This window comes from Burkholderia sp. AU33803 (assembly GCF_002223095.1).
GTDB lineage: Bacteria > Pseudomonadota > Gammaproteobacteria > Burkholderiales > Burkholderiaceae > Burkholderia.
Map to the genome: position 1 here is coordinate 881840 of NZ_NKFJ01000004.1, position 24652 is coordinate 906491.

Consider the following 24652-nt stretch of genomic DNA (forward strand, 5'->3'; position numbering starts at 1 on the left):
GCGGCCAGCGAACCGGCCGCGACATGCAGCATTAACGTTTATTTATTGATTGACAGAGCCATGCCAAAACGCACAGACATCAAGAGCATCCTCATCATCGGCGCCGGCCCGATCATCATCGGCCAGGCGTGCGAGTTCGACTATTCGGGCGCGCAGGCTTGCAAGGCGTTGCGTGAGGAGGGCTACAAGGTCGTTCTCGTCAACAGCAACCCTGCGACGATCATGACCGACCCGAACACGGCCGACGTGACCTACATCGAGCCGATCACGTGGGAAGTCGTCGCGCGCATCATCGAGAAGGAGCGCCCGGACGCGATCCTGCCGACGATGGGCGGCCAGACCGCGCTGAACTGCGCGCTCGACCTGCACCACCACGGCGTGCTCGAGAAGTTCGGCGTCGAGCTGATCGGCGCGTCGCCGGAGGCGATCGACAAGGCGGAAGACCGCCAGAAGTTCAAGGAAGCGATGACCAAGATCGGTCTCGGTTCCGCGAAGTCGGGCATCGCGCATTCGATGGAAGAAGCGACCCAGGTGCACGCCGAGATCATGGCGCTCACCGGCGGCAGCGGCTACCCGGTCGTGATCCGTCCGTCGTTCACGCTCGGCGGCTCGGGCGGCGGCATCGCCTACAACCGCGAAGAGTTCGAAGAGATCTGCAAGCGCGGCCTGGACCTCTCGCCCACGCGCGAGCTGCTGATCGAAGAATCGCTGCTCGGCTGGAAGGAATACGAGATGGAAGTCGTGCGCGACCGCGCCGACAACTGCATCATCGTCTGCTCGATCGAGAACCTCGACCCGATGGGCGTGCACACCGGCGACTCGATCACGGTCGCGCCGGCGCAGACACTCACCGACAAGGAATACCAGATCCTGCGTAACGCATCGCTCGCGGTGCTGCGCGAGATCGGCGTCGACACGGGCGGCTCGAACGTGCAGTTCTCGATCAACCCGAAGGACGGCCGCATGGTCGTCATCGAGATGAACCCGCGCGTGTCGCGTTCGTCGGCGCTCGCGTCGAAGGCAACGGGCTTCCCGATCGCGAAGGTCGCGGCGAAGCTGGCGGTCGGCTACACGCTCGACGAGCTGAAGAACGAAATCACCGGCGGCCAGACCCCGGCGTCGTTCGAGCCGACGATCGACTACGTCGTCACGAAGATCCCGCGCTTCGCGTTCGAGAAATTCCGCGAAGCCGATTCGCGCCTGACCACGCAGATGAAGTCGGTCGGCGAAGTGATGGCGATCGGCCGCACGTTCCAGGAATCGTTCCAGAAGGCGCTGCGCGGCCTCGAAGTGGGTGTCGACGGTCTCGACGAGAAGTCGACCAACCGCGACGAGATCGCGATCGAGATCCACGAGCCGGGCCCGGACCGCATCTGGTACGTCGGCGATGCGTTCCGGATCGGCATGACGGCCCAGGAAATCTACGCGGAAACCGCGATCGACCCATGGTTCCTCGAGCAGATCGAGCAGATCATCCTGAAGGAAAAGGCGCTCGGCGGCCGCACGCTGGCGTCGCTGTCGTTCGACGAACTGCGCTACCTGAAGCAGAGCGGCTTCTCCGACCGCCGCCTCGCGAAGCTGCTCGGCGCGACGCCGGAAGACGTCCGCAAGCGCCGCGTCGAACTCAACGTGCGCCCGGTCTACAAGCGCGTCGACACCTGCGCGGCCGAGTTCGCGACGAAAACCGCGTACATGTACTCGACCTATGAGGAGGAGTGCGAGGCGCAGCCGACCACCAACAAGAAGATCATGGTGCTGGGCGGCGGCCCGAACCGGATCGGCCAGGGCATCGAGTTCGACTACTGCTGCGTGCACGCGGCCCTCGCGATGCGCGAGGACGGTTACGAAACGATCATGGTCAACTGCAACCCGGAAACGGTGTCGACCGACTATGACACGTCCGACCGCCTGTACTTCGAGCCGCTGACGCTGGAAGACGTGCTCGAGATCGTCGACAAGGAAAAGCCGGTCGGCGTGATCGTCCAGTACGGTGGCCAGACGCCGCTGAAGCTCGCGCTCGACCTCGAGGCGCACGGCGTGCCGATCGTCGGCACGTCGCCGGACATGATCGACGCAGCCGAAGACCGCGAACGCTTCCAGAAGCTGCTGCAGGATCTCGGCCTGCGCCAGCCGCCGAACCGCACCGCACGCGCCGAAGACGAAGCGCTCGCGCTCGCGGAAGAGATCGGCTATCCGCTGGTCGTGCGCCCGTCGTACGTGCTGGGCGGCCGCGCGATGGAAATCGTCCACGAGCCGCGCGACCTCGAGCGCTACATGCGCGAGGCCGTGAAGGTGTCGAACGATTCGCCGGTGCTGCTCGACCGCTTCCTGAACGACGCGATCGAGTGCGACGTCGACTGCATCTGCGACGGCGAAGCCGTGTTCATCGGCGGCGTGATGGAGCACATCGAGCAGGCGGGCGTCCACTCGGGCGACTCGGCATGCTCGCTGCCGCCGTACTCGCTGTCGAAGGAAACCGTGGCCGAGCTGAAGCGCCAGACGGGCGCGATGGCGAAGGCGCTGAACGTGGTCGGCCTGATGAACGTGCAGTTCGCGATCCAGCAGGTGCCGCAGGCGGACGGTTCGAAGCAGGACATCATCTACGTGCTGGAAGTGAACCCGCGCGCCTCGCGCACGGTGCCGTACGTGTCGAAGGCGACCAGCCTGCCGCTCGCGAAGATCGCGGCGCGTGCGATGGTCGGCCAGAAGCTCGCGCAGCAGGGCGTGACGAAGGAAGTCGAGCCGCCGTACTTCAGCGTGAAGGAAGCGGTGTTCCCGTTCGTCAAGTTCCCGACCGTCGATCCGGTCCTCGGGCCTGAAATGCGTTCGACCGGCGAAGTGATGGGTGTCGGCCAGACGTTCGGCGAAGCGCTGTTCAAGTCGCAGCTCGCGGCCGGCTCGCGCCTGCCGGAGTCGGGCACGGTGCTGCTGACCGTGATGGACGCCGACAAGCCGAAGGCGGTCGAAGTCGCGCGCATGCTGCACGACCTCGGCTACCCGATCGTCGCGACCAAGGGCACGGCTGCCGCGATCGAAGCGGCCGGCGTGCCGGTGAAGGTCGTGAACAAGGTGAAGGACGGCCGTCCGCACATCGTCGACATGATCAAGAACGGCGAGATCGCACTCGTGTTCACGACGGTCGACGAAACGCGCCAGGCGATCGCCGATTCGCGTTCGATCCGCATGAGCGCGCAGGCGCACAAGGTCACGTACTACACGACGATGTCGGGCGCGCGCGCGGCGGTTGAAGGCTTGCGCTACCTGAAGGATCTGGAAGTCTATGATTTACAAGGTCTTCACGCTCGCCTAAACTAAGCAGTCAGTTACCTGTCGAAGCAACACGTGCCGCGATTAGGCGGTGTTTCCAGTGCATCGGAAGCGCGCTTAATCGCGGTGATTTTTTTTAAAGCCGTTTTTAGCGATTGAGCCGTTTATGAGCACCATTCCGTTGACAAAGCGTGGCGCGGAACTCCTGCGCGATGAATTGCAGCGCCTCAAGTCCGTCGAGCGGCCGGCCGTGATCAACGCGATCGCGGAGGCCCGCGCACAGGGCGACCTGTCCGAAAACGCCGAATACGATGCCGCGAAGGAAAAGCAGGGCTTCATCGAGGGTCGTATCGCGGAACTCGAATCGAAGCTGTCGGCCGCGCAGGTCATCGATCCCACCGTGCTCGATGCCGAAGGCCGGGTGGTTTTCGCATCGACCGTCGAACTCGAGGATCTCGAGTCGGGCGACACCGTCAAGTACCAGATCGTCGGTGACGACGAAGCCGATATCGACCACGGCCTGATCTCGGTCAGCTCGCCGATCGCGCGCGCACTGATCGGCAAGTCCGAAGGCGACGTCGCGGCCGTGCAGGCGCCGAGCGGCGTGCGCGAGTACGAAATCATCTCGGTCAGCTACATCTGAAGCGGGGCGACGTGATGCCGCATCGCGTGTTCCGTCTGCTGTCGGCCGTGTGGGTCGGCAGCCTGCTGACGATCGGGTATGCGGTTGCGCCCGTGCTGTTCAAGACGCTGGAGCGGATGACGGCCGGTTCGGTCGCCGCCCAGCTGTTCCGTATCGAGGCGATCCTCGGTGTCGTATGCGGCGTGCTGCTGCTCGCGTTGTCGAACCAGCAGGTGCGGCGCGGCAGCAGCGAATATCGCCGCGTGCGCTGGGTCGTCGCCGCGATGGTCGTGTGCGTGCTGGTAGGGTATTTCGCACTGCAGCCGTTCATGAATGCGCTGCGGGTGGCCGCGATGGACGCGGGCACCGATATCGCGAACTCGCCGTATGCGAGCCGTTTCGGGATGCTGCACGGCGTCTCGAGCGCGTTCTACCTCGTCGAGAGTGTGCTGGGGCTGATGCTGATCTGGCGTCTGCCGGCGCGCGACGCCTGACGCGAATGCCGCGCGGCCCGGCCGAGGCCGGGCCCGCGGGCAGGGTGGCGGCACGGTGAGCCGTGCCGCCTCGATGCTTACTTGTCCTGGAACGGACGCTTCGTGCTGGCCTGGCGCTTCTTGGCGCGCTTCACGTTACCGCCGGCCGTCACGCGCTCGTTGCCGCGCACCGTGACCTTGACCGGCCGCGGGCGACGCACGGGGCTCGCGTTCGGCGATACCTTGACGACCTTGACGGTGCGCGGTGCACGGCCTTTCTTGTCGTCGACGGCTTCGGCCGCGCTGGGCACGGTGCCGGCACGACGGCCGCGAGCCGGAGCCGCTGCGGCGGCTTCGGGCTTCCAGATCACCAGCAGCTTGCCGATGTGCTGGATCGGCGCCGCGCTCAGGCGGTCGCAGATCTCGTCGTAGATCGCGATGCGCTCGTCGCGCTCGTCGCCGAACACGCGGATCTTGATCAGCTGGTGCGCGTCGAGGTGCACCTTGATTTCCTTCAGCACGGCGTCGGTGAGCCCTTCGGCCCCGATCAGCACGACGGGCTTGAGCGCATGGGCCTGGGAGCGCAGCGCGGAGCGCTCGGCGGGAGAAAGCGAAAGGGCGGGCATGGAAATGTCGAAATCTAAATAAGGGCGCGCTGACTGAATAGCGATCGCGGGATGTTACCGCGTCAGCCGTGCGCCGAAACCACGTAAAATCGCGGCTTGGGCCTGAAAAGGGGCCGCAGCCGCGCGAAGAAGACGCGTATTATCCGCTAAAAGCGCGGCTTCACGAAGCAATGGGCAGCAATCTCTCTCTCGAATGGCAAAAAACCGCTTCAACCAGCACTGGCTGCACGACCACATCAACGACCCGTACGTCAAAATGGCGCAGCGGGAGGGCTATCGCGCGCGCGCCGCGTACAAGCTGAAGGAAATCGACGAGCAGGACAAGCTGATCCGTCCCGGCCAGGTGATCGTCGACCTCGGCGCGACGCCGGGCAGCTGGAGCCAGTATGCCCGCAACAAGCTCGCGCAGGGCAAGAAGCGTGACGCGGAACGCGAAGGCGGCATCGACGGCACGATCGTGGCGCTCGACATCCTGCCGATGGAGCCGATCGCCGACGTCCACTTCCTGCAGGGCGACTTCCGCGAGGACGAAGTCCTTCATCAGCTCGAAGAAGTGCTCGAAGGGCGCGCGGTGGACCTTGTTATTTCCGACATGGCCCCCAACCTCTCTGGCGTGGCCTCGGCAGACGCGGCGCGCATCGAGCATCTCTGCGATCTGGCGCTCGAATTCGCGCAGAATCATCTGAAGCCGGATGGTGCGCTGCTCGTGAAATGCTTTCACGGCAGCGGCTACAGCCAGATCGTCGAGAAATTCAAACAGCAGTTTAAGACTGTCGCGCCGCGCAAGCCGAAGGCGTCCCGCGACAAATCGTCCGAAACGTTCATTTTGGGTCGGCATCTGAAACGTCCGCGCTGATGCGCAGCGAGGTGCCGCAAACGGGCTCCGGCCCTTGCCAGACAAGCGAAGCGCTATCGCGGCGGTTGTCAATGCTTATGGCGAGGGTGGTCGGACTGGATTAGAATGACCGAGGGGCGCCGCAAGGAAAATGTAGGCGCTCGTCTACGAGTGAAGGAGTGGTGCTTTGAACAACAATATGTTTTCGAAGGCAGCGGTGTGGCTGGTGATCGCACTGGTGCTGTTTACGGTGTTCAAGCAGTTCGACAAGCCCCGCGTCCAGGAAGGCGTGTCCTATTCGCAGTTCATGGACGACGCCAAGAACGGCAAGGTCAAGAACGTCATCGTTCAGGGGCGCAACCTCACCGTCACTCCGGCTGATGGCCAGAAATACCAGATCGTGTCGCCCGGCGACATCTGGATGGTTGGCGATCTGATGAAGTACGGCGTGCAGGTCAGCGGCAAGGCCGACGACGAGCCGAACGCGCTGATGTCCGCGTTGTACTACCTCGGGCCGACGATCCTGATCATCGTGTTCTGGTTCTACATGATGAGGCAGATGCAGGGGGGCGGCAAAGGCGGCGCATTCTCGTTCGGGAAATCGCGCGCGCGGCTGATCGACGAGAACAACAACGCGGTGAACTTCTCCGACGTCGCGGGCTGCGACGAAGCGAAGGAAGAAGTGTCCGAGCTCGTCGACTTCCTGCGTGACCCGCAGAAATTCCAGAAGCTGGGCGGCCGCATTCCGCGTGGCGTGCTGCTGGTCGGCCCTCCGGGTACCGGCAAGACGCTGCTGGCCCGCGCGATCGCGGGTGAAGCGAAGGTCCCGTTCTTCAGCATCTCGGGTTCGGACTTCGTCGAAATGTTCGTCGGTGTCGGCGCGGCGCGTGTGCGCGACATGTTCGAGCAGGCGAAGAAGCATGCACCGTGTATCGTGTTCATCGACGAAATCGACGCGGTCGGCCGTCATCGCGGCGCCGGCATGGGCGGCGGTAACGACGAGCGCGAACAGACGCTGAACCAGATGCTCGTCGAGATGGACGGCTTCGAGGCGAACTCGGGCGTGATCGTGATCGCCGCGACCAACCGTTCCGACGTGCTCGACAAGGCGCTGCTGCGTCCGGGCCGTTTCGACCGCCAAGTCTACGTCGGTCTGCCGGACATCCGCGGCCGCGAACAGATCATGCGCGTGCACCTGCGCAAGGTGCCGATCGCGAACGACGTCGATGCGGCAGTCATCGCACGCGGCACGCCGGGCTTCTCGGGCGCCGATCTCGCGAACCTCGTGAACGAGGCGGCGCTGTTCGCCGCACGTCGCGGCAAGCGCATCGTCGAGATGCAGGATTTCGAAGACGCGAAGGACAAGATCTTCATGGGTCCGGAGCGCAAGTCGGCCGTGATCCGCGAAGAAGCGAAGCGTGCGACCGCTTATCACGAGTCGGGCCACGCGGTGATCGCGAAGCTGCTGCCGAAGGCGGACCCCGTGCACAAGGTCACGATCATCCCGCGCGGTCGCGCGCTGGGTGTCACGTGGCAGTTGCCGGAGCATGACAACGAAACGTACTCGAAGGACTACCTGATGGACCGCCTTGCGATCCTGTTCGGTGGCCGGGTGGCGGAAGAGCTGTTCATGAACCTCGTCAGCACCGGCGCATCGGACGACTTCAACAAGGCGACGCAGACGGCGCGTGCGATGGTGGCCCGTTTCGGCATGACCGACGCGCTCGGGCCGATGGTCTACGTCGACGACGAAAACGATGCGTCGCCGTTCGGCCGCGGCTTCACGCGCACGATCTCGGAAGCGACCCAGCAGAAGGTCGATTCGGAAATCCGCCGTGTGCTCGACGAACAGTACGGCCTTGCGCGCCGCCTGCTCGAAGAGAACCGCGACAAGGTCGAAGCGATGACCGCCGCGCTGATGGAGTGGGAGACGATCGATGCCGATCAGATCAACGACATCATGGAAGGCCGTCCGCCGCGCTCCCCGAAGAGCTCGCCGGCTGTCGGCGGCGATTCGTCGGGTGGTGGCAGCAGCGCCGAGGTGAAGCCCGCCAACGCGCCGGCGCCTGCTTCGCCGGCGGCATAATCTCCGCTTTAGCGCCGTTCACGGGCTGGTGTGGCTTCACACCGGCCCGTTTTGCATTCAATCACGCCAGTTGCTCGTGTCCGATTCCGCTGTTTCCCCATTCATTCCCGCGCCGCTCCGGTGCGGCCGCTTCGAACTGACGTTCGAACGCCCGCTCGTGATGGGCATCCTCAACGCCACGCCCGATTCGTTCTCCGACGGCGGCCGCTTCCTCGCGCGCGACGATGCGCTGCGCCAGGCCGAGCGAATGATTGCCGAAGGCGTCGACCTTCTCGATATCGGCGGCGAATCGACGCGCCCCGGCGCGCCGCCCGTGCCGCTCGACGAGGAACTCGCACGCGTGATCCCGCTCGTCGAAGCGCTGCGGCCGCTGAACGTGCCGCTGTCGATCGATACCTACAAGCCGGCCGTGATGCGAGCCGCGCTGGCCGCCGGCGCCGACCTGATCAACGACATCTGGGGGTTCCGCCAGCCCGGCGCGATCGACGCCGTGCGCGGCGGCAACTGCGGATTGTGTGCGATGCACATGCTGGGTGAGCCACGGACGATGCAGGTTGGCGAACCCGATTACGGCGATGTCGTGACCGACGTGCGCGATTTTCTCGCCGAGCGCGCGCAGGCGCTGCGCGATGCGGGGATTGCGCCGGAGCGGATCTGCGTCGATCCCGGTTTCGGATTCGGCAAGGCGGTCGTCGACGACAACTATGCGTTGCTGGCCGCGTTGCCGGACACGGCACCCGTGCGGCCCGACGGCCGTGCGTATCCGATACTCGCGGGCATGTCGCGCAAGTCGATGCTCGGCGCGGTGATCGGCGGCAAGCCGCCGATGGAGCGCGTCGCGGCGAGCGTGGCGGCCGCGGTGTGCGCGGTCGAGCGCGGCGCGGCGATCGTGCGCGTGCACGACGTCGCGGCAACGGTCGACGCGCTGAAAATCTTGAATGCCGTGCGCGAAGCCGCGCGGCAACGATAAAGCAGAAGACGAAGGAGGAAGGTTCACCATGGGACGTCGATATTTCGGCACGGACGGCATTCGCGGTACGGTGGGCGAGGCGCCCATCACGCCGGATTTCGTGTTGCGTCTCGGCTACGCAGCCGGCAAGGTACTGGCCAGCTCGGCCGATGTCGCGGCAGGCTCGCGCCCGACCGTGCTGATCGGCAAGGACACGCGCGTATCCGGCTACATGCTCGAAGCCGCGCTCGAGGCCGGGTTCTCGGCGGCCGGCGTCGACGTGATGCTGGCCGGCCCGATGCCGACGCCGGGCGTCGCGTACCTGACGCGCGCGCTGCGCCTGTCGGCGGGCGTCGTGATCAGCGCATCGCACAATCCCTATCACGACAACGGGATCAAGTTTTTCTCCGCCGACGGCAACAAGCTGCCCGACGACACCGAAGCCGCGATCGAAGCGTGGCTCGACAAGCCGCTCGAGTGCGCATCGTCCGACGGTCTCGGCAAGGCGCGCCGCCTTGACGACGCGGCCGGCCGCTACATCGAGTTCTGCAAGAGCACGTTCCCTGCCGCGTTCAACCTGCGCGGGCTGAAGCTCGTGATCGACTGCGCACACGGTGCCGCGTACCAGATCGCGCCGCACGTGTTCCACGAACTCGGCGCGGACGTGATTCCGATCGGGGTCGCGCCGAACGGCTTCAACATCAACGATGGTGTCGGTGCGACCGCGCCGGACGCGCTGGTGCGTGCGGTGCGTGCGAACCACGCCGATCTCGGCATTGCGCTCGACGGCGATGCTGACCGCCTGCAAGTGGTCGATGCGACCGGTCGCCTGTACAACGGCGACGAGCTGCTCTACGTGCTCGTGAAGGACCGGATCGCGACCGACGGCAAGGTCGAAGGCGCGGTCGGCACGCTGATGACGAACCTCGCGGTCGAAGTCGCGCTGCAGCGCGAGGGCGTGAAGTTCGTCCGCGCGGCGGTCGGCGATCGCTACGTGCTCGAGCAGCTGCGCGAGCACGGCTGGCAGCTCGGCGCGGAAGGCTCGGGCCACATCCTGTCGCTCGACCGCCACTCGACCGGCGACGGCATCGTGTCGGCACTGCTCGTGCTGGCCGCGCTGAAGCGCAGCGGCAAGACCCTCACGCAGATGCTCGACGGCGTCACGCTGTTCCCGCAGAAGCTGATCAATGTGCGGATGAAGCCGGGTGCCGACTGGAAGGGCAGCACGTCGATTCGCGCCGCGATCGACGCGGCCGAAGCCGCGCTCGCCGGCAGCGGCCGCGTGCTGATCCGCGCATCGGGCACGGAGCCCGTGCTGCGTGTGATGGTCGAAGCGCAGCAGGCCGCCGATGCGGTGCGCCACGCGGAGACGATCGCCGACGCGGTGCGCGCGGCGACGACCTGACGCACGGGCCCGGCGCGTCAGGTCAAACACCTGCGCGCCGGTGTTCCGGTGAACCCGCACACGGCGCCTTCGGGGCGCCGTGATTTCGTCAGACGCAAAGGTTTGCGATACCTATAAAGAGAAGGGCGCGTCGCCCCCGCAATCCAGGGTCGAAAAATCGTCAGACCCCTGATATCGGGCCAGTCACAAGCGGACTTTCCGTGGCGCAGACACTGCGCTACGATCCGCTCGCACCGATGTAAAACGGGAAGTCTCCCGTCCCTGCCAGGCAGGCAATTCTTGCCGCTGCCGCCGTTCCGGCGCCGTCCGGGCGCCGTGCCCGCCGCACCCGATACTCCCTTTCAACCAGTCATGTTACTGTCACGCCAGTTTCATCGATTGTCACATTACCGTCATGAGGAGCCCCTAACCTTCGCGGTGCCGTAGTCATCCGCTCACACACTGGAGGTCTCATGAAATTGATGCAAACCGCGATTGCCGGCCTGGCTGGCGCGCTTTTCGCCGTCGCCGCCCACGCTGCCGACATCACGGGCGCAGGCAGCACGTTCGCGATGCCGATCTATACGAAATGGGCTGCTGACTACCAGCAGACCGGCGGCGCGAAGGTCAACTATCAAGGCATCGGCTCGTCGGGCGGCCTGAAGCAGATCGTCGCGAAGACGGTCGATTTTGCCGGCTCGGACGCTCCGCTGAAGGATGAAGAGCTCGCGAAGGAAGGCCTGTTCCAGTTCCCGACGGTGGTCGGCGGCGTGGTGCCGGTCATCAACGTGCCGGGCGTGAAGCCGGGTGAACTGACGCTGTCGGGCCCGGTGCTCGGCGACATCTACCTCGGCAAGATCAAGAAGTGGAACGACCCGGCGATCGCCGCGCTGAACCCGAAGGTCAAGCTGCCGGACACGGACATCGCCGTGGTTCGCCGCGCTGACGGCTCGGGCACGAGCTTCATCTGGACGAACTACCTGTCGAAGGTCAACGACGAGTGGAAGTCGAAGGTCGGCGAAGGCACGACGGTCAACTGGCCGACGGGCACGGGCGGCAAGGGCAACGACGGCGTCGCAGCGTTCGTGCAACGCCTGCCGGGCGCGGTCGGCTACGTCGAATGGGCGTACGCGAAGAAGAACAACATGGTCTACACGGCCCTGAAGAACTCGACGGGCACGGTGGTCGAGCCGAAGACGGAAACGTTCAAGGCCGCTGCTGCTGGCGCGAACTGGTCGAAGTCGTTCTACCAGATCCTGACGAACCAGCCGGGCAAGGAAGCATGGCCGGTCGTCGGCGCGACGTTCGTGCTGCTGCACGCGAAGCAGGACAAGCCGGAGCAGGGCGTGGAAACGCTGAAGTTCTTCAGCTGGGCGTTCAAGAACGGCGAGAAGGCTGCTGACAGCCTCGACTACATCTCGCTGCCGCCGGCAGTCGAAGCGGAAATCCGCAAGCAGTGGAAGGTCAAGGTGACGGACGCTTCGGGCAAGCCGGTCGCCGCGGAGTAAGCATTGCAGCGGTTCGCTGCCCGGCCGTGCCGGTCGGGCAGTGTGTGCGGTAAAGCCGGGCGTTACGGCGCCCGGCAATCAAAAGCAGGCACCCATGTCTGATATTTCCTATACGTCCTCACGGTCCGCCGACGTTGCGCAGCAACGCGCGCCGAGCCGCCTCGGGGATGTCGTATTCGGCGGTCTCGCACGGCTTGCCGCCATCGTGACCCTGCTGCTGCTCGGCGGGATCATCGTTTCCCTGATCATCGCGTCGATGCCGACGATCCAGAAGTTCGGCCTCGGCTTCCTGTGGCAATCCGAGTGGGATCCCAACTCGGACATCTACGGCGCGCTCGTGCCGATCTACGGCACGATCGTGACGTCGGTCATCGCGCTCGTCATCGCGGTGCCGGTCAGCTTCGGCATCGCGCTGTTCCTCACCGAGCTGTCGCCCGTGTGGCTGCGCCGCCCGCTCGGCATCGCGATCGAGCTGCTCGCCGCGATTCCGTCGATCGTGTACGGCATGTGGGGCCTGCTCGTGTTCGCGCCGATCTTCGCGGAATATTTCCAGAAGCCGATCGGCCGCCTGTTCAAGGACGTGTGGGTGCTCGGCCCGCTGACCTCGGGCCCGCCGATCGGTATCGGCATCCTGGCCGCCGGCGTGATCCTCGCGATCATGATCATCCCGTACATCGCATCGGTGATGCGTGACGTGTTCGAAGTCACGCCCGTGCTGCTGAAGGAATCGGCGTACGGGATCGGCTGCACGACCTGGGAAGTAATGTGGAAAGTCGTGCTGCCCTATACGAAGACCGGCGTGATCGGCGGCGTGATGCTCGGCCTCGGCCGCGCGCTCGGCGAGACGATGGCCGTGACTTTCGTGATCGGCAATACGAACCTGCTCGACAGCGTGTCGCTGTTCGCACCGGGCAACAGCATCACGTCGGCGCTCGCGAACGAATTCGCGGAAGCGCAACCGGGCCTGCATACGTCCGCGCTGATGGAACTGGGCCTGATCCTGTTCGTGATCACGTTCATCGTGCTGTCCATCTCCAAACTGCTGCTGCTTCGTCTCGAGAAGGGAGAGGGCAAGAAATGAGCGAGCCCATCATGAATTTCCCGGGTCCGGACGGCGCCGTGCTCGACGCGATGCGCAACCGCCTGCAGCGCAAGCGCAAGGCCGTCAACGCGATCGCGCTCACCGCGTCGCTCGGTGCGATGGCATTCGGCCTCTTGTGGCTCGTGTGGATTCTCTACACGACGGTGCATCTCGGCGTCGGCGGCCTGTCGCTGCAACTGTTCACGGAATCGACGCCGGCACCGAACACGGAAGGCGGCGGTCTGGCGAACGCGATCGTCGGCAGCTTGCTGCTGTGCGGTTTCGGCACGCTGGTCGGCACGCCGATCGGCATCCTCGCCGGTGTCTATCTCGCCGAATACGGCCAGAAGAACCTGCTGGCGAGCACGATCCGCTTCATCAACGACATCCTGCTGTCCGCGCCGTCGATCGTCATCGGCCTGTTCGTGTACGCGATCGTCGTTGCAAAGTCGGGGCGCTTCTCGGGCTGGGCCGGCGTGATCGCGCTCGCGCTGCTGCAGATTCCGATCGTGATCCGCACGACCGAGAACATGCTGAAGCTCGTGCCGAACGCGCTGCGCGAAGCGGCCTTCGCGCTCGGCACGCCGAAGTGGCGCATGGTGCTGAAGATCACGCTGCGCGCGTCGGTCGGCGGGATCATCACGGGCGTGCTGCTCGCCGTCGCGCGGATCGCCGGCGAAACGGCGCCGCTGCTGTTCACCGCGCTGTCGAACCAGTTCTTCTCGTGGGACATGAGCCAGCCGATGGCGAACCTGCCCGTCACGATCTACAAGTTCGCGATGAGCCCGTTCGCGGAATGGCAGTCGCTCGCCTGGGCGGGCGTGTTCCTGATTACGCTCGGGGTGCTCGGACTCAACATCCTGGCGCGCTCGATCTTCTCGAAAAAGTAACGGCGGAGCAATCCGATGAATATGGCAGAAAGCCACCTGAATCCCGTCGAGCGCACCGCTGCGCCCGCCGGCACGCACGACGCGGCGCACGGCCGTCCGCTCGAGCCGCTGAACGCGAAGATCGAGGTCAACAACCTCAACTTCTTCTACAACAAGTTCCACGCGCTGAAGAACATCAACCTGAGCATTCCCGAAGGGAAGGTGACGGCGTTCATCGGCCCGTCGGGCTGCGGCAAGTCGACGCTGCTGCGCACGTTCAACAAGATGTTCGCGCTCTATCCGGAGCAGCGCGCCGAAGGCGAAATCCTGATGGACGGCGAGAACCTGCTGACGACGAAGCGCGACATCTCGCTGCTGCGCGCGCGGATCGGCATGGTGTTCCAGAAGCCGACCCCGTTCCCGATGTCGATCTACGACAACATCGCGTTCGGCGTGAAGATGTTCGAAAAGCTCACGCGCTCGGAAATGGACGATCGCGTCGAGTGGGCGCTCACGAAGGCCGCGCTGTGGAACGAAGTGAAGGACAAGCTGAGCCAGAGCGGCTACGGCCTCTCGGGCGGCCAGCAGCAGCGTCTGTGCATCGCGCGCGGTATCGCGATCCGTCCGGAAGTGCTGCTGCTCGACGAACCGTGCTCGGCGCTCGACCCGATCTCGACGGGCCGCATCGAAGAGCTGATCGCGGAGCTCAAGAGCGACTACACGGTCGTGATCGTCACGCACAACATGCAGCAGGCCGCACGCTGCTCGGATTTCACGGCCTACATGTACCTGGGCGAGCTGATCGAATTCGGCGAGACCGAAAAGATCTTCATCAAGCCGGTGCGCAAGGAAACGGAAGACTACATCACCGGCCGCTTCGGCTGATGACGGAGAACAACAGCCATGTCGGATAAACATCTGTCGAGCCAGTTCGACGCCGATCTCAACGCGGTGTCGTCGAAAGTGCTGGAAATGGGCGGGCTCGTCGAGTCGCAGATCGTCGGCGCGATGCACGCGCTGAACGAATTCGATCGCGATGCGGCCGAGAAGGTGATCGCGAACGAAGAAGTCCTGAACACGATGGAAGTCGACATCGACCAGGAGTGCGGCAACATCATCGCGCGGAGGCAGCCTGCCGCGCGTGACCTGCGCCTTTTGATGTCGATTTCGAAAACGATTACGAACCTCGAGCGCGCAGGCGACGAGGCTGAGAAGATCGCGAAGCGCGTGCGCCGCCTGGTCGACGAGCCGGCCGCGCGCACGGTCAACATCGCCGAGATCAAGGTGTCGGGCGAGATGGCCGTGACGATCCTGCGCCGCGCGCTCGACGCGTTCGCGCGTCTCGATACGGTGGCCGCCGCGCAGATCGTCAAGGACGACAAGGAAATCGACCAGGAATTCCGTGCGTTCGTGCGTAAGCTCGTGTCGTACATGCAGGAAGATCCGCGCACGATCTCGGTGGGCCTCGAGTACCTGTTCATCGCGAAGGCGATCGAGCGGATCGGCGACCACGCGAAGAACATCGCCGAATTCATCATCTACATCGTGAAGGGCACCGACGTGCGGCACCAGCCGCGCGACACGCTCGATCGCGAAGCCAACAGTTAATCGACTCCGTAAGGAAGAACAGAGGTGCCGATGCCCAGCAACATTCTCGTCGTTGAAGATGAGCCCGCGATTTCCGAACTGATCTCGGTGAATCTCCAGCACGCCGGTCACTGCCCGATTCGGGCGTACAACGCCGAACAGGCGCAGAACCTGATCAGCGACGTGCTGCCCGATCTCGTGCTGCTCGACTGGATGCTGCCGGGCAAGTCCGGTATTGCGTTCGCGCGTGACCTGCGCAACAACGAACGGACCAAGCACATCCCGATCATCATGCTGACCGCACGTGGCGATGAGCAGGACAAGGTGCTCGGCCTCGAAATCGGCGCGGACGACTACGTGACGAAGCCGTTCTCGCCGAAGGAGCTGATGGCGCGGATCAAGGCCGTGCTGCGTCGTCGCGCGCCGCAGCTGACCGAGGACGTCGTGTCGATCAACGGGCTGCGCCTCGACCCGGCCACGCATCGCGTCGCCGCGCATGCGGAAGGCAGCGAGATCAAGCTCGATCTCGGCCCGACCGAGTTCCGCCTGCTGCATTTCTTCATGACGCATCCGGAGCGCGTGCACAGCCGCACGCAACTGCTCGACCAGGTGTGGGGCGACCATGTATTCGTCGAGGAGCGCACCGTCGACGTGCACATCAAACGATTGCGCGCGGCCTTGAAACCGGCCGGCTGCGATGCGATGATCGAGACCGTGCGCGGCAGCGGCTACCGGCTCGCCAAGCACGCGTAACGTATCCACGCATGCCGTGTGCCACGGCATGCCGTTCATTCTTTCGGGCGCTGAATCATGAACATCATCTGGGCGCGCTTTTTGGTGTCGCTCGTGCTGCTCGTGCTGATCGGCGTATTGGTCGGCGTCTTCGCCGGCCCGACCGCGGGCCTCGTGTTCGTGGTCGTGATGCTGGTCGCGCAGGGCTTTTTCAGTACCTTTCATACGCAGCGTCTGTGGCGGCTGCTCGATGCACCGGTCTATGGCGAGGTGCCGAGCGCGCCGGGCATCTGGGGCGAGATCTACTATCGCCTGCACAAGCTCGCGAAGCAGTGGCATGCGCAGGTGCGTCAGGTCGAGCAGCAGCATTCGCGCTTCATCCAGGCGATCCAGGCGTCGCCGAACGGCGTCGCGATGCTCGACGATCACGACCAGATCGAGTGGTGCAACGCGATCGCCGAGGTCCATTTCGGCCTCGACGCGAAGCGCGACCTGCGCCAGCACATCACCAACCTGGTTCGCCATCCCGAGTTCGTCCGCTACCTGAACGCGCAGCATTACGAGGAGACGCTCGTGATGCGCGGCATGGGCGAGTCGCGTCAGAACGTGCTGGAAGTGCAGGTGTTTCCGTACGGCGAGAATCGCAAGCTGCTGCTCACGCAGGACATCACCGAGCTCGAGCGGACCGATGCGATGCGGCGTGACTTCGTTGCGAACGTATCGCACGAGTTGAAGACGCCGCTCACCGTGCTGTCGGGGTTCCTCGAAACGATGCGCGAGCTGCCGCTGAACGAGGAGGATCGCTCGCGCTATCTCGACATGATGGAGCAGCAGGCCTCGCGGATGCGGCACATCGTGACCGACCTGCTGGTGCTCGCGAAGCTGGAGGGCGAGAGCAAGCCGCCGCTCGATCGCGCGATCGACATGCGGGCCGTGTTCGACCATCTGAAGGAGGACGCGCAGACGCTGTCGAACGGGCATCACGACATCGCGTTCTCGATCGACGAGACGCTCGGCGTCACCGGTGCGCAGACGGAGCTGTTCAGCGCGTTCGCGAATCTGGTCACCAACGCGATCCGCTATACGCCGGAAGGCGGCAAGATCGTCGTGACGTGGCGGCGCGAAGGCGCGCAGGGTGTGTTTTCCGTGACGGACAGCGGCTTCGGGATTCCGGCCGCCGACCTGCCGCGGCTCACCGAACGCTTCTACCGCGTCGACCGCAGCCGTTCGCGCGACACCGGCGGCACGGGGCTCGGCCTTGCGATCGTCAAGCACGTGCTGCAGCGGCATGACGCGCACCTGTACGTGCAGAGCGAGGAAGGGCGCGGCAGCACGTTCACCGCGCGCTTCCCGGGCTCGCGCATCATCGCGATCCGGCCGGCCGCTTACGAGGCATGATCGCGTAACGGCAGCCGTCGCTCGTTCGGCGAGCGATGGTATGCCGGCTCCCAATAAAAAACGCAGCCAGTCGGCTGCGTTTTTTATTGGGAGCGACGCGGCGCGCGGCTTGTGCCGCGCGGCCGATTCTTCAGGAGCAGAACTTCGCGAGCAACCCGAGTTGCGCGTTGCGGATCGTCTTGCCGGCGCGGCGGCGGCGGTAGTGACCGTCGCTGTGCATCTGCCAGGCCGACTGGTTGTCGCCGAGGCACACCGACAGGCCCTCGGCGATCACGCGCCGCTTGAGCTTGCGATCGCGGATCGGGAACGCGACTTCGACGCGACGGAACAGGTTGCGGTCCATCCAGTCGGCGCTCGACAGATAGACCTCCTCGGCGCCGTTCGCGTGGAAGTAGTAGATCCGGTGGTGCTCGAGGAAGCGGCCGACGATCGAGCGCACGGTGATGTTTTCCGACAGCCCCGGCACGCCGGGTTTCAGCGCACAGACACCGCGCACGATCAGGTCGACCTTGACGCCGGCCTGCGACGCTTCGTACAGCGCCGCGATCACCGTCGGCTCCAGCAGCGCGTTCATTTTCGCGACGACGCGTGCGCGCTTGCCTGCGCGTGCATTGTCGATCTCCGCGCGGATCGAATCGATGATGCGCGGATGCAGCGTGAACGGCGACTGCCACAGCTCGTGCAGCGTGAGTTCGCCGCCGATGCCGGTCAGTTGCTGGAACACGTGATGGACGTCCTCGCAGATCTTCTGGTCGGCCGTCATCAGCCCGAAGTCGGTGTAGAGGCGCGCCGTGCGCGGATGGTAGTTGCCGGTGCCGAGGTGCACGTAGCGGCGCAGCGACGCCTTGCCGGCCTGCACGACGCGCCGCACGATCAGCATCATCTTCGCGTGGCACTTGTGGCCGACCACGCCGTACACGACATGCGCGCCGACGGCTTCGAGCTGCGACGCCCAGTTGATGTTGGTCTCCTCGTCGAAGCGCGCGAGCAGTTCGACGACGACGGTCACTTCCTTGCCGTTGCGCGCGGCTTCCATCAGCGCGTCCATCAGCGGCGAATCGGTGCCGGTGCGGTAGATCGTCTGCTTGATCGCGACGACGCTCGGATCCCTCGCGGCCTGCTGCAGCAGTTCGAGCACCGGCTGGAAGCTTTCGTACGGGTGGTGCAGCAGGATGTCGCCGTTGTCGATCGCGTCGAACATCGTCGGCGCGTTGGTGATCGCGGACGGGGTCGACGCGGTGAACGGCGTGAACTTCAGGTCGGGACGGTCGACGAGATCGGGAATCTGCATCAGCCGCACGAGGTTCACCGAACCGGCCACGCGATAGCAGTCCTTCTCGCCGAGTTCGCTTTCCACGAGCAGGCGGCGCACGATGTGCGGCGGCGAGTCGGCCGACACCTCGAGGCGCACTGCATTGCCGAGGTGGCGCGCGGGCAGTTCACCCTGCAGCGCGACGCGCAGGTTCGTGATTTCGTCTTCGTCGACGAACAGCTCGCTGTTGCGCGTGATGCGGAACTGGTTGCAGCTCTTCACCGTCAGTTGCGGGAAGAGCTCGCCGACGAAGCGCTGCATGAACGAGCTCAGCAGCACGAAGCCGTGCTCGAAGCCCGACAGCGCGTGCGGCATGCGCACGACGCGCGGCAGCGCGCGCGGCGCCTGCACGATGCCCATCACGGCCTGGCGTCCGAACGCGTCGCGGCCTTCGAGCTCGACGACGAAATTCAGGCTCTTGTTCAGCACGCGCGGGAACGGATGCGCGGGATCGAGGCCGATCGGCGTCAGCACCGGCAGCAGCTCGTCGAGGAAGTAGCGCCGCGCCCATTCGAGCTGCTCGTCGTTCCACGTGTCGCTCGCATGGAAGTAGATGCCTTCCTGTTCGAGCGCGGGCAGCACGGTTTCGTGCAGCATCGTGTACTGTCGATGGACGAGCCGCTGCGCGCGTTCGACGACGAGATCGTAAGCATGTTGTAACGACATGCCGTCGGGCGTCAGTGCGCCGGGGTTGTCGCGGATCTGCTCCTGCAGGCCGGCCATCCGGACTTCGAAGAATTCGTCGAGGTTGCTGCTGGTGATGCAGATGAAGCGGAGGCGCTCGAGCAAAGGGACTTGCGGATCAGCTGCCTGGGCCAGCACGCGCTCGTTGAAACCGAGGATGCCGAGTTCACGATTGAGAAGCGGGTAACGGACGGACATCGGCAGAGTAGGGGGTGATTCAGGCGATGATTCGAAAGGACGCTCGGAAACTCTCACGGTACGATGACGTGCGAATGACAATGATGTATTTATATCGGGAAATTCTACGCTGTAACCGTTTCGTCTCATAAATGTTTCGGCTATATGCAATCGAGCAGGATGCATGCCCGTGAAGCGTGGCAATGGCAAGCGTTCCACGCTTAAAATGTTGCCTTTGATTGATCGCCCGCGGTTGCCGCACCGGCCGCCGCGGGTGAACGCGCACGGAGCCCCCTTCTGATGGTTACAACCCCCCACTTGCTGGCTGCCGTGGATCTCGGCTCGAACAGCTTCCGGCTGATCGTCGGTCGCGTCGAGGAAACGCCGGCAGGCAGCCAGATCTATCCCGTCGACGCGCTGCGCGAGCCCGTCCGGCTGGCCGCGGGCCTGTCGAGCGACAAGATGCTCGATCGCGCGTCGCAGGAGCGTGGCTGGGAAGCGCTCAAGCGGTTCGGCGAGCGCCTGCGCGATTTCCATCCCGATCACGTGCGCGCGGTGGCGACCAACACGCTGCGCGTCGCGAAGAACGCGGCCGAATTTCTCGGCGAAGCCGAAGCGGCACTGGGTTTCCCGATCGAAGTGATCGCGGGCCGCGAAGAAGCGCGGCTGATCTATGCGGGCGCCGCGCACTCGGTGCCGGCGAGCGCGGGCAAGCGGCTCGTCGTCGACATCGGCGGCGGCTCCACCGAATTCATCATTGGCTCCCACTACACGCCGATCGTGATGGAGAGCCTCTATATCGGCTGCGTGAGCCACAGCCGCACCTTCTTCCCGGCCGGCAACGTCGACGAATACACGATGCGGCAGGCCGAGCTCGCGGCCAAGCGCGAGATCCAGATCATTTCGAGCGAGTACAAGAAGGCCGGCTGGGACCAGGCGATCGGCTCGTCGGGCACCGCGCGTGCGCTCGCGGAACTCGTCGAGGCAAACGGCTTCAACGATCCGGGCATCACGCACGGCATTTCGCGCGGCGGCCTCGAGCGGCTCAAGCGTGCACTGATCAAGTCGGAGAACGTCAATCGGCTGAAGCTGATCGCGCTGAAGCCCGATCGCGTGCCGGTGCTCGCGGGCGGCCTCGCGATCATGCTCGCGGTGTTCGAGGAACTCGGTGTCGACTACGTCGATACGACCGACGGCGCGTTGCGCCTCGGTGTGCTGTACGACCTGCTCGGCCGGACGCAGCACGAGGACATGCGTGCGGTGACCGTCGAGGGCTTCACGCGCCGCTACGGTGTCGACCGTGCGCAGGCCGAGCGGATCGGCGCGCTGGCGGGGCGTTTCTACGACGAACTCGAGGAAGCCGACGAAGAGGCGCGCGAGGAAGGGCGGATGTTCCTCGGCTGGGCGGCCGCATTGCACGAGATCGGTTTGTCGATCTCGCACAGCGCGTATCACAAGCACTCGGCTTATATCGCGAGCAACGCGGATATGCCGGGTTTTTCGCGCACCGACCAGGCGCGCCTCGCCGCGCTCGTGCTCGGTCACGCGGGCAAGCTCGGCAAGCTGTCGCAGGCGCGCGAGGTCGAGTGGCCGCTGCTGTTCTGCCTGCGGCTCGCGGCGCTGCTGTGTCGGCGCCGGACCGATGCCGGGCTGCCGGACATTTCCGTTTCGCAGATGAAGAAGGGCGGGTATGAAGTGCGCCTGCCGAGCGCGTGGGTCGAGCAGAACCCGCTGACCGACTACAGCCTCAGCCAGGAGGCGGCCGAGTGGGAGAAGGTCGGTATCCCGTATCGCGTGGTGTATACCGGCGCGTAACTGGCCGAAGCGAGGTCGAAGCGAGGTCGATAGCGGGGCTGGGAGGGGCGGGGCAGCAGGCAGGCTTGGTGCCCCTCAGGCTTGCCGCGTGATCGTCGTGGCGACCGCTCAGTCCGACGAGCAGACGATCGCAGTCAGGAACGGAAACGCCTGCTTCACGGTCGCGTCGCTGCCGGCCTTGCGCACGGCTTCTTCCACCGCGCTTTTCGTGCCCCGCACCACGACGCCATAGGCCCAGTCGCCGATCGGCGTGCCGTCGCCCGGGCGGAAGATCGGGTCGTTCGCCTGGTATCCGAGCACGACGTAGACGCCGAAGCCGTACGCCGTCAGCGCGTGGCTCGTGCGGAATGCATTGACCGAGTTCGATTCGACGTGCATCGGCTCCGACTGGATGTCGCCGGCGGCGAGCAGCGGCGCGACGAATTTGTGGCCGGTCGAGTGGCAGTCGAGTGCGTCGTCGAGCGCCTTGGCCGACGCGGTGCCGGCAGTCGCGAGCGCGAGCAGCGATGTGCAGAGGGCGGTCTTGAGAATGTTGTTTTTCATGCGCGGATGCAGGTTGTCCCATGCGCATTATCGCGTGTTCCGGCAAGTGCCGTATGCGGGCTGCGGATGGCGCGTTGGCCCGTATGGCGTCGATGTGATTCGACGGGCCGGGCGGGCGCTCGATTCTTTCCAGTCAGCCTTTCTCGCATTGAAAGCGCAAGGTCGTCAGCCCTTTGCTTTGTGCCGACCTTCGAAATAGGGCGGCCGGGGGCTGCGTGGATCGTTGTAGCGTCGATGCCCCAATTGATCCCTACAATGAATCGAGGCGCCGCGAACCGGGAATCCCGGTTGACGCTCGAAGGGCCCAGAAACGGAAAAGGGGCTACGGTATGAACCGTAACCCCTTGATTCCTTGGTCGGAGCGATAGGATTCGAACCTACGACCCTCTGATCCCAAATCAGATGCGCTACCAGGCTGCGCTACGCTCCGACGAGCCAAAGATTGTATCGTTGAATATCAGATCCGGTCAATCCCTATATGCGGGCAAATGCCGCGGCGGCAAACGCCCGCAATTTGCGACAATTCGCCCGATCATCGGCGGCCCGCTTGCCGAAGCAAGGAGAACATCATGATGAACCTGATCCTGTGGCGCCACGCCGAAGCCGAAGACTACGCGACGAGCGATCTCGCGCGCCAGTTGACCGTCCGGGGCCGCAAGGACGCGCAGGCGATGGCCAAATGGCTGCGTGGCCGGCTCGAGACGAACGCCTTGATCCTCGCGAGCCCGGCGGCCCGCACCGTGCAGACGGTCGAGGCGCTGACCGACCAGTACCGGACGGTCGACACGCTCGCGCCGGGCGGCGGCGTCGACGACGTGCTGACGGCGGCCGGCTGGCCGGAAGGCATCGCGCCGACGGTCGTGATCGTCGGTCATCAGCCGACGCTCGGCAGCGTTGCCGCGCAGCTGATCGCCGGCGGCGACGACAGCTGGAGCGTCAAGAAGGGCGGAATCGTGTGGCTGGCGAGCCGCACGCGTGATGGCAGCCGGCAGGCCGTATTGCGTGCGGTATTGACGCCCGACCTGCTCTGAGGCCCGCCTGAAGAGCTTTGAAGGGATTGATCATACGGTTTCGCAAGCTTTCTGCTAAAGTCAATTCGGCGACACGTCATTGAAAGGACACGGTCGTGCCACATAACGGTCACGGCCGATTACTACATTGGCGGGCATGTCGTCCTATTCCTTACGACCAGGAAAGCCTAATGCGAGAACTGCCGACGCCTACGCTCCCTTTTGCCTCGCTGCCCCTCGACACGTCGCGGCGCCACCTGCCACGCGCCGCTGAAACCGTCACATCGGAGTATCGCCTGCGCGCCGCGTGGGCGCGTACGGAAGACGAATTGCGCGAAGCCCAGCGCCTGCGTTACAGCGTGTTCGCCGAAGAGATGGGCGCGCAGGTGAGCGGCCCCTCCGGTCTCGACGTCGATCCGTTCGATGCGTACTGCGACCACCTGCTGGTTCGCGATCTCGACACCCTGAAGGTCGTCGGCACGTATCGCGTGCTGCCGCCGCACCAGGCGGCGCGCGTCGGCCGCCTGTATGCCGAAGGCGAATTCGACCTGTCGCGCCTCACGCATCTGCGCGGCAAGATGGTCGAGGTGGGCCGCTCGTGCGTGCACAGCGACTACCGCAGCGGCGCCGTCATCATGGCGCTGTGGGGCGGCCTTGGCGCGTACATGATGCAGAACGGCTACGAGACGATGCTCGGCTGCGCGAGCGTGTCGATGGCCGACGGCGGCCACTACGCGGCGAACCTGTACCAGTCGCTGTCGGCTGGCTCGCTGACGGCGCCGGAATATCGCGCGTTCCCGCACACGGCCCTGCCGGTCGACGAACTGCAGACGGGCACCGTCGTGGCGCCGCCGCCGCTGATCAAGGGTTACCTGCGTCTTGGCGCGAAGATCTGCGGTGCGCCGGCCTGGGATCCCGACTTCAACTGCGCGGATTTCCTGACGCTGTTCCGCCTGTCCGACATCAACGCGCGCTACGCCCGTCACTTCCTGGGCTGAGCCGTCGGAATCGCGTCGCGCCCGCGGGGGCGCGCGCAAGCGAACGCCGTCGCGTGGCACGTGCCGCGCGACGGCGTTCGTCCATCTGATCGACGAGTGCGACCGGACCCTGTTAATTTCGGCGATACGCAATCCCCAGCGTGCCGCGGGACGGCACGTTCGAGAACGGCCCGGGGAAGGGCCGGACGGCAGCGGCGCGCTTAGTGCTTGCGCCGCCAGTCGAGCAGGTGGTGTTCGGCCATCCAGTGGTGGATCATCCCTTCGCCTTCATGGCTGCGCTTGTATTCGCGCGACTCGAAGAACGACAGGGCGACTAGCACCATCAGACCGACGAACAGCCCGATCAGGCCGGCAATTTCTTCAGACGACATGGCAGCCTCCTTTCCGCGGCACAGCGCCATGCGTACATAGTAGGACATGCGCGGCGCGACTCCGAAGCGAGATTTCCGCTAGACTCGGCGCGGTCCCGGCGTGCGATGGGCGCGCCGATTTCCGGAGCCCTACCCGATGAACCGTTTCATGCTGGCCGTGCTGGCCGCATCCTTGCTCGCCGGCTGTACCAGCGATCCGCATCAGGCCCGTCGCGGCCATCCGCCGGAAGATCCAGCCGACTATCACGGCGTGCCGACCGACATGACGCCGCCGTCGATGCTCGACGCGCCGCCGCCGAAACCCACGCAATAACGGCCGGGTCGG

The 24652-nt window shown here is 65.0% G+C and carries 22 protein-coding genes and 1 tRNA gene; 18 read left to right on the forward strand and 5 right to left on the reverse strand.

From position 1 onward, the window contains the following. Positions 1 to 60: 60 nt before the first annotated feature. From carB to CFB41_RS06615, 3 genes are all read left to right on the forward strand, one after another. Positions 61 to 3315 carry a carbamoyl-phosphate synthase large subunit gene (gene carB / locus CFB41_RS06605; RefSeq protein WP_089439702.1) on the forward strand — a complete coding sequence of 1085 codons (3255 nt, stop codon included), beginning with the start codon at positions 61 to 63 and terminating at the stop codon, positions 3313 to 3315. A 118-nt stretch (positions 3316 to 3433) separates the two neighbouring features. Beyond that, positions 3434 to 3910, forward strand: a complete 477-nt coding sequence (greA, locus tag CFB41_RS06610) for a transcription elongation factor GreA (RefSeq protein ID WP_057927897.1) — start codon at positions 3434 to 3436, stop codon at positions 3908 to 3910. A gap of 14 nt (positions 3911 to 3924) precedes the next feature. Further along, the gene (locus tag CFB41_RS06615) at positions 3925 to 4383 is read left to right on the forward strand and encodes a DUF4149 domain-containing protein (RefSeq protein WP_089455965.1); all 459 of its coding nucleotides are present in this window, start codon (positions 3925 to 3927) and stop codon (positions 4381 to 4383) included. A 77-nt stretch (positions 4384 to 4460) separates the two neighbouring features. Here CFB41_RS06615 and CFB41_RS06620 read toward each other — a convergent pair whose 3' ends face one another. Further along, the gene (locus CFB41_RS06620; protein ID WP_089439703.1) at positions 4461 to 4988 is read right to left on the reverse strand and encodes a YhbY family RNA-binding protein; all 528 of its coding nucleotides are present in this window, start codon (positions 4986 to 4988) and stop codon (positions 4461 to 4463) included. 193 nt (positions 4989 to 5181) lie between these two features. Here CFB41_RS06620 and CFB41_RS06625 point away from each other — a divergent pair, with 193 nt between their 5' ends. The 11 genes from CFB41_RS06625 to phoR all read left to right on the forward strand — a co-directional run bounded on the left by CFB41_RS06625 (position 5182) and on the right by phoR (position 17417). Next, positions 5182 to 5844, forward strand: a complete 663-nt coding sequence (locus CFB41_RS06625) for an RlmE family RNA methyltransferase (protein ID WP_046545366.1) — start codon at positions 5182 to 5184, stop codon at positions 5842 to 5844. A 166-nt stretch (positions 5845 to 6010) separates the two neighbouring features. Next, the gene (ftsH, locus tag CFB41_RS06630; RefSeq protein ID WP_039347669.1) at positions 6011 to 7909 is read left to right on the forward strand and encodes an ATP-dependent zinc metalloprotease FtsH; all 1899 of its coding nucleotides are present in this window, start codon (positions 6011 to 6013) and stop codon (positions 7907 to 7909) included. Between the two features lie 28 nt (positions 7910 to 7937). Beyond that, positions 7938 to 8879, forward strand: coding sequence for a dihydropteroate synthase (gene folP / locus CFB41_RS06635; protein ID WP_089455966.1), 942 nt, complete (start codon positions 7938 to 7940; stop codon positions 8877 to 8879). Between the two features lie 28 nt (positions 8880 to 8907). Then, positions 8908 to 10263, forward strand: a complete 1356-nt coding sequence (gene glmM / locus CFB41_RS06640) for a phosphoglucosamine mutase (protein ID WP_089455967.1) — start codon at positions 8908 to 8910, stop codon at positions 10261 to 10263. A gap of 452 nt (positions 10264 to 10715) precedes the next feature. After that, the gene (pstS, locus tag CFB41_RS06650) at positions 10716 to 11750 is read left to right on the forward strand and encodes a phosphate ABC transporter substrate-binding protein PstS (protein WP_089455968.1); all 1035 of its coding nucleotides are present in this window, start codon (positions 10716 to 10718) and stop codon (positions 11748 to 11750) included. Positions 11751 to 11844: 94 nt separating this feature from the next. Next, the gene (gene pstC, locus CFB41_RS06655) at positions 11845 to 12831 is read left to right on the forward strand and encodes a phosphate ABC transporter permease PstC (RefSeq protein WP_089455969.1); all 987 of its coding nucleotides are present in this window, start codon (positions 11845 to 11847) and stop codon (positions 12829 to 12831) included. After that, positions 12828 to 13721, forward strand: coding sequence for a phosphate ABC transporter permease PstA (gene pstA / locus CFB41_RS06660; protein ID WP_089455970.1), 894 nt, complete (start codon positions 12828 to 12830; stop codon positions 13719 to 13721). Before pstC ends, pstA begins: the two co-directional genes overlap by 4 nt. Positions 13722 to 13736: 15 nt before the next feature. After that, entirely contained in the window at positions 13737 to 14585 is an 849-nt protein-coding gene (gene pstB / locus CFB41_RS06665; RefSeq protein ID WP_089425006.1) for a phosphate ABC transporter ATP-binding protein PstB, read from the forward strand. Between the two features lie 18 nt (positions 14586 to 14603). After that, positions 14604 to 15308: a phosphate signaling complex protein PhoU gene (gene phoU / locus CFB41_RS06670; RefSeq protein WP_089425007.1), complete on the forward strand. Its 705-nt coding sequence runs from the start codon at positions 14604 to 14606 to the stop codon at positions 15306 to 15308. A 30-nt stretch (positions 15309 to 15338) separates the two neighbouring features. Continuing rightward, entirely contained in the window at positions 15339 to 16040 is a 702-nt protein-coding gene (gene phoB, locus CFB41_RS06675; protein WP_027787869.1) for a phosphate regulon transcriptional regulator PhoB, read from the forward strand. A 57-nt stretch (positions 16041 to 16097) separates the two neighbouring features. Then, on the forward strand, positions 16098 to 17417 hold the full coding sequence (gene phoR, locus CFB41_RS06680; protein WP_089455971.1) for a phosphate regulon sensor histidine kinase PhoR: 1320 nt from the start codon (positions 16098 to 16100) through the stop codon (positions 17415 to 17417). 130 nt (positions 17418 to 17547) lie between these two features. Here the strand turns inward: phoR and ppk1 are convergent, their stop codons facing one another. Then, positions 17548 to 19611: a polyphosphate kinase 1 gene (ppk1, locus tag CFB41_RS06685; RefSeq protein WP_089439710.1), complete on the reverse strand. Its 2064-nt coding sequence runs from the start codon at positions 19609 to 19611 to the stop codon at positions 17548 to 17550. A 279-nt stretch (positions 19612 to 19890) separates the two neighbouring features. Between ppk1 and ppx the strand changes: the two genes are divergently transcribed. After that, complete coding sequence (gene ppx / locus CFB41_RS06690; RefSeq protein WP_089455972.1) at positions 19891 to 21405, forward strand: exopolyphosphatase; 1515 nt, start codon at positions 19891 to 19893, stop codon at positions 21403 to 21405. A 108-nt stretch (positions 21406 to 21513) separates the two neighbouring features. Here the strand turns inward: ppx and CFB41_RS06695 are convergent, their stop codons facing one another. After that, the gene (locus CFB41_RS06695) at positions 21514 to 21948 is read right to left on the reverse strand and encodes a hypothetical protein (RefSeq protein WP_089455973.1); all 435 of its coding nucleotides are present in this window, start codon (positions 21946 to 21948) and stop codon (positions 21514 to 21516) included. Positions 21949 to 22301: 353 nt separating this feature from the next. Next, positions 22302 to 22378, reverse strand: a tRNA-Pro gene (locus CFB41_RS06700). Between the two features lie 139 nt (positions 22379 to 22517). Here CFB41_RS06700 and sixA point away from each other — a divergent pair. Both sixA and CFB41_RS06710 read left to right on the forward strand, forming a co-directional pair. Beyond that, positions 22518 to 22979: a phosphohistidine phosphatase SixA gene (gene sixA, locus CFB41_RS06705; protein WP_089455974.1), complete on the forward strand. Its 462-nt coding sequence runs from the start codon at positions 22518 to 22520 to the stop codon at positions 22977 to 22979. Between the two features lie 170 nt (positions 22980 to 23149). Continuing rightward, positions 23150 to 23956, forward strand: coding sequence for a GNAT family N-acetyltransferase (locus CFB41_RS06710; protein WP_011351620.1), 807 nt, complete (start codon positions 23150 to 23152; stop codon positions 23954 to 23956). A 200-nt stretch (positions 23957 to 24156) separates the two neighbouring features. Here CFB41_RS06710 and CFB41_RS06715 read toward each other — a convergent pair whose 3' ends face one another. Continuing rightward, positions 24157 to 24327, reverse strand: coding sequence for a hypothetical protein (locus CFB41_RS06715; RefSeq protein ID WP_011351621.1), 171 nt, complete (start codon positions 24325 to 24327; stop codon positions 24157 to 24159). 136 nt (positions 24328 to 24463) lie between these two features. Between CFB41_RS06715 and CFB41_RS38065 the strand changes: the two genes are divergently transcribed. Continuing rightward, positions 24464 to 24640, forward strand: a complete 177-nt coding sequence (locus CFB41_RS38065) for a hypothetical protein (protein ID WP_089439761.1) — start codon at positions 24464 to 24466, stop codon at positions 24638 to 24640. Positions 24641 to 24652: the final 12 nt, after the last annotated feature.

Excerpts from the sequence above, each read along its gene's own strand:
- carB (WP_089439702.1), top strand. The coding sequence starts at position 61 with ATGCCAAAACGCACAGACATCAAGAGCATCCTCATCATCGGCGCCGGC.
- greA (WP_057927897.1), top strand. The coding sequence starts at position 3,434 with ATGAGCACCATTCCGTTGACAAAGCGTGGCGCGGAACTCCTGCGCGAT.
- CFB41_RS06615 (WP_089455965.1), top strand. The coding sequence starts at position 3,925 with ATGCCGCATCGCGTGTTCCGTCTGCTGTCGGCCGTGTGGGTCGGCAGC.
- CFB41_RS06620 (WP_089439703.1), bottom strand. The coding sequence starts at position 4,988 with ATGCCCGCCCTTTCGCTTTCTCCCGCCGAGCGCTCCGCGCTGCGCTCC.
- CFB41_RS06625 (WP_046545366.1), top strand. The coding sequence starts at position 5,182 with ATGGCAAAAAACCGCTTCAACCAGCACTGGCTGCACGACCACATCAAC.
- glmM (WP_089455967.1), top strand. The coding sequence starts at position 8,908 with ATGGGACGTCGATATTTCGGCACGGACGGCATTCGCGGTACGGTGGGC.
- pstS (WP_089455968.1), top strand. The coding sequence starts at position 10,716 with ATGAAATTGATGCAAACCGCGATTGCCGGCCTGGCTGGCGCGCTTTTC.
- pstC (WP_089455969.1), top strand. The coding sequence starts at position 11,845 with ATGTCTGATATTTCCTATACGTCCTCACGGTCCGCCGACGTTGCGCAG.
- pstA (WP_089455970.1), top strand. The coding sequence starts at position 12,828 with ATGAGCGAGCCCATCATGAATTTCCCGGGTCCGGACGGCGCCGTGCTC.
- pstB (WP_089425006.1), top strand. The coding sequence starts at position 13,737 with ATGAATATGGCAGAAAGCCACCTGAATCCCGTCGAGCGCACCGCTGCG.
- phoU (WP_089425007.1), top strand. The coding sequence starts at position 14,604 with ATGTCGGATAAACATCTGTCGAGCCAGTTCGACGCCGATCTCAACGCG.
- phoB (WP_027787869.1), top strand. The coding sequence starts at position 15,339 with ATGCCCAGCAACATTCTCGTCGTTGAAGATGAGCCCGCGATTTCCGAA.
- phoR (WP_089455971.1), top strand. The coding sequence starts at position 16,098 with ATGAACATCATCTGGGCGCGCTTTTTGGTGTCGCTCGTGCTGCTCGTG.
- ppk1 (WP_089439710.1), bottom strand. The coding sequence starts at position 19,611 with ATGTCCGTCCGTTACCCGCTTCTCAATCGTGAACTCGGCATCCTCGGT.
- ppx (WP_089455972.1), top strand. The coding sequence starts at position 19,891 with ATGGTTACAACCCCCCACTTGCTGGCTGCCGTGGATCTCGGCTCGAAC.
- CFB41_RS06695 (WP_089455973.1), bottom strand. The coding sequence starts at position 21,948 with ATGAAAAACAACATTCTCAAGACCGCCCTCTGCACATCGCTGCTCGCG.
- sixA (WP_089455974.1), top strand. The coding sequence starts at position 22,518 with ATGATGAACCTGATCCTGTGGCGCCACGCCGAAGCCGAAGACTACGCG.
- CFB41_RS06710 (WP_011351620.1), top strand. The coding sequence starts at position 23,150 with ATGCGAGAACTGCCGACGCCTACGCTCCCTTTTGCCTCGCTGCCCCTC.
- CFB41_RS06715 (WP_011351621.1), bottom strand. The coding sequence starts at position 24,327 with ATGTCGTCTGAAGAAATTGCCGGCCTGATCGGGCTGTTCGTCGGTCTG.
- CFB41_RS38065 (WP_089439761.1), top strand. The coding sequence starts at position 24,464 with ATGAACCGTTTCATGCTGGCCGTGCTGGCCGCATCCTTGCTCGCCGGC.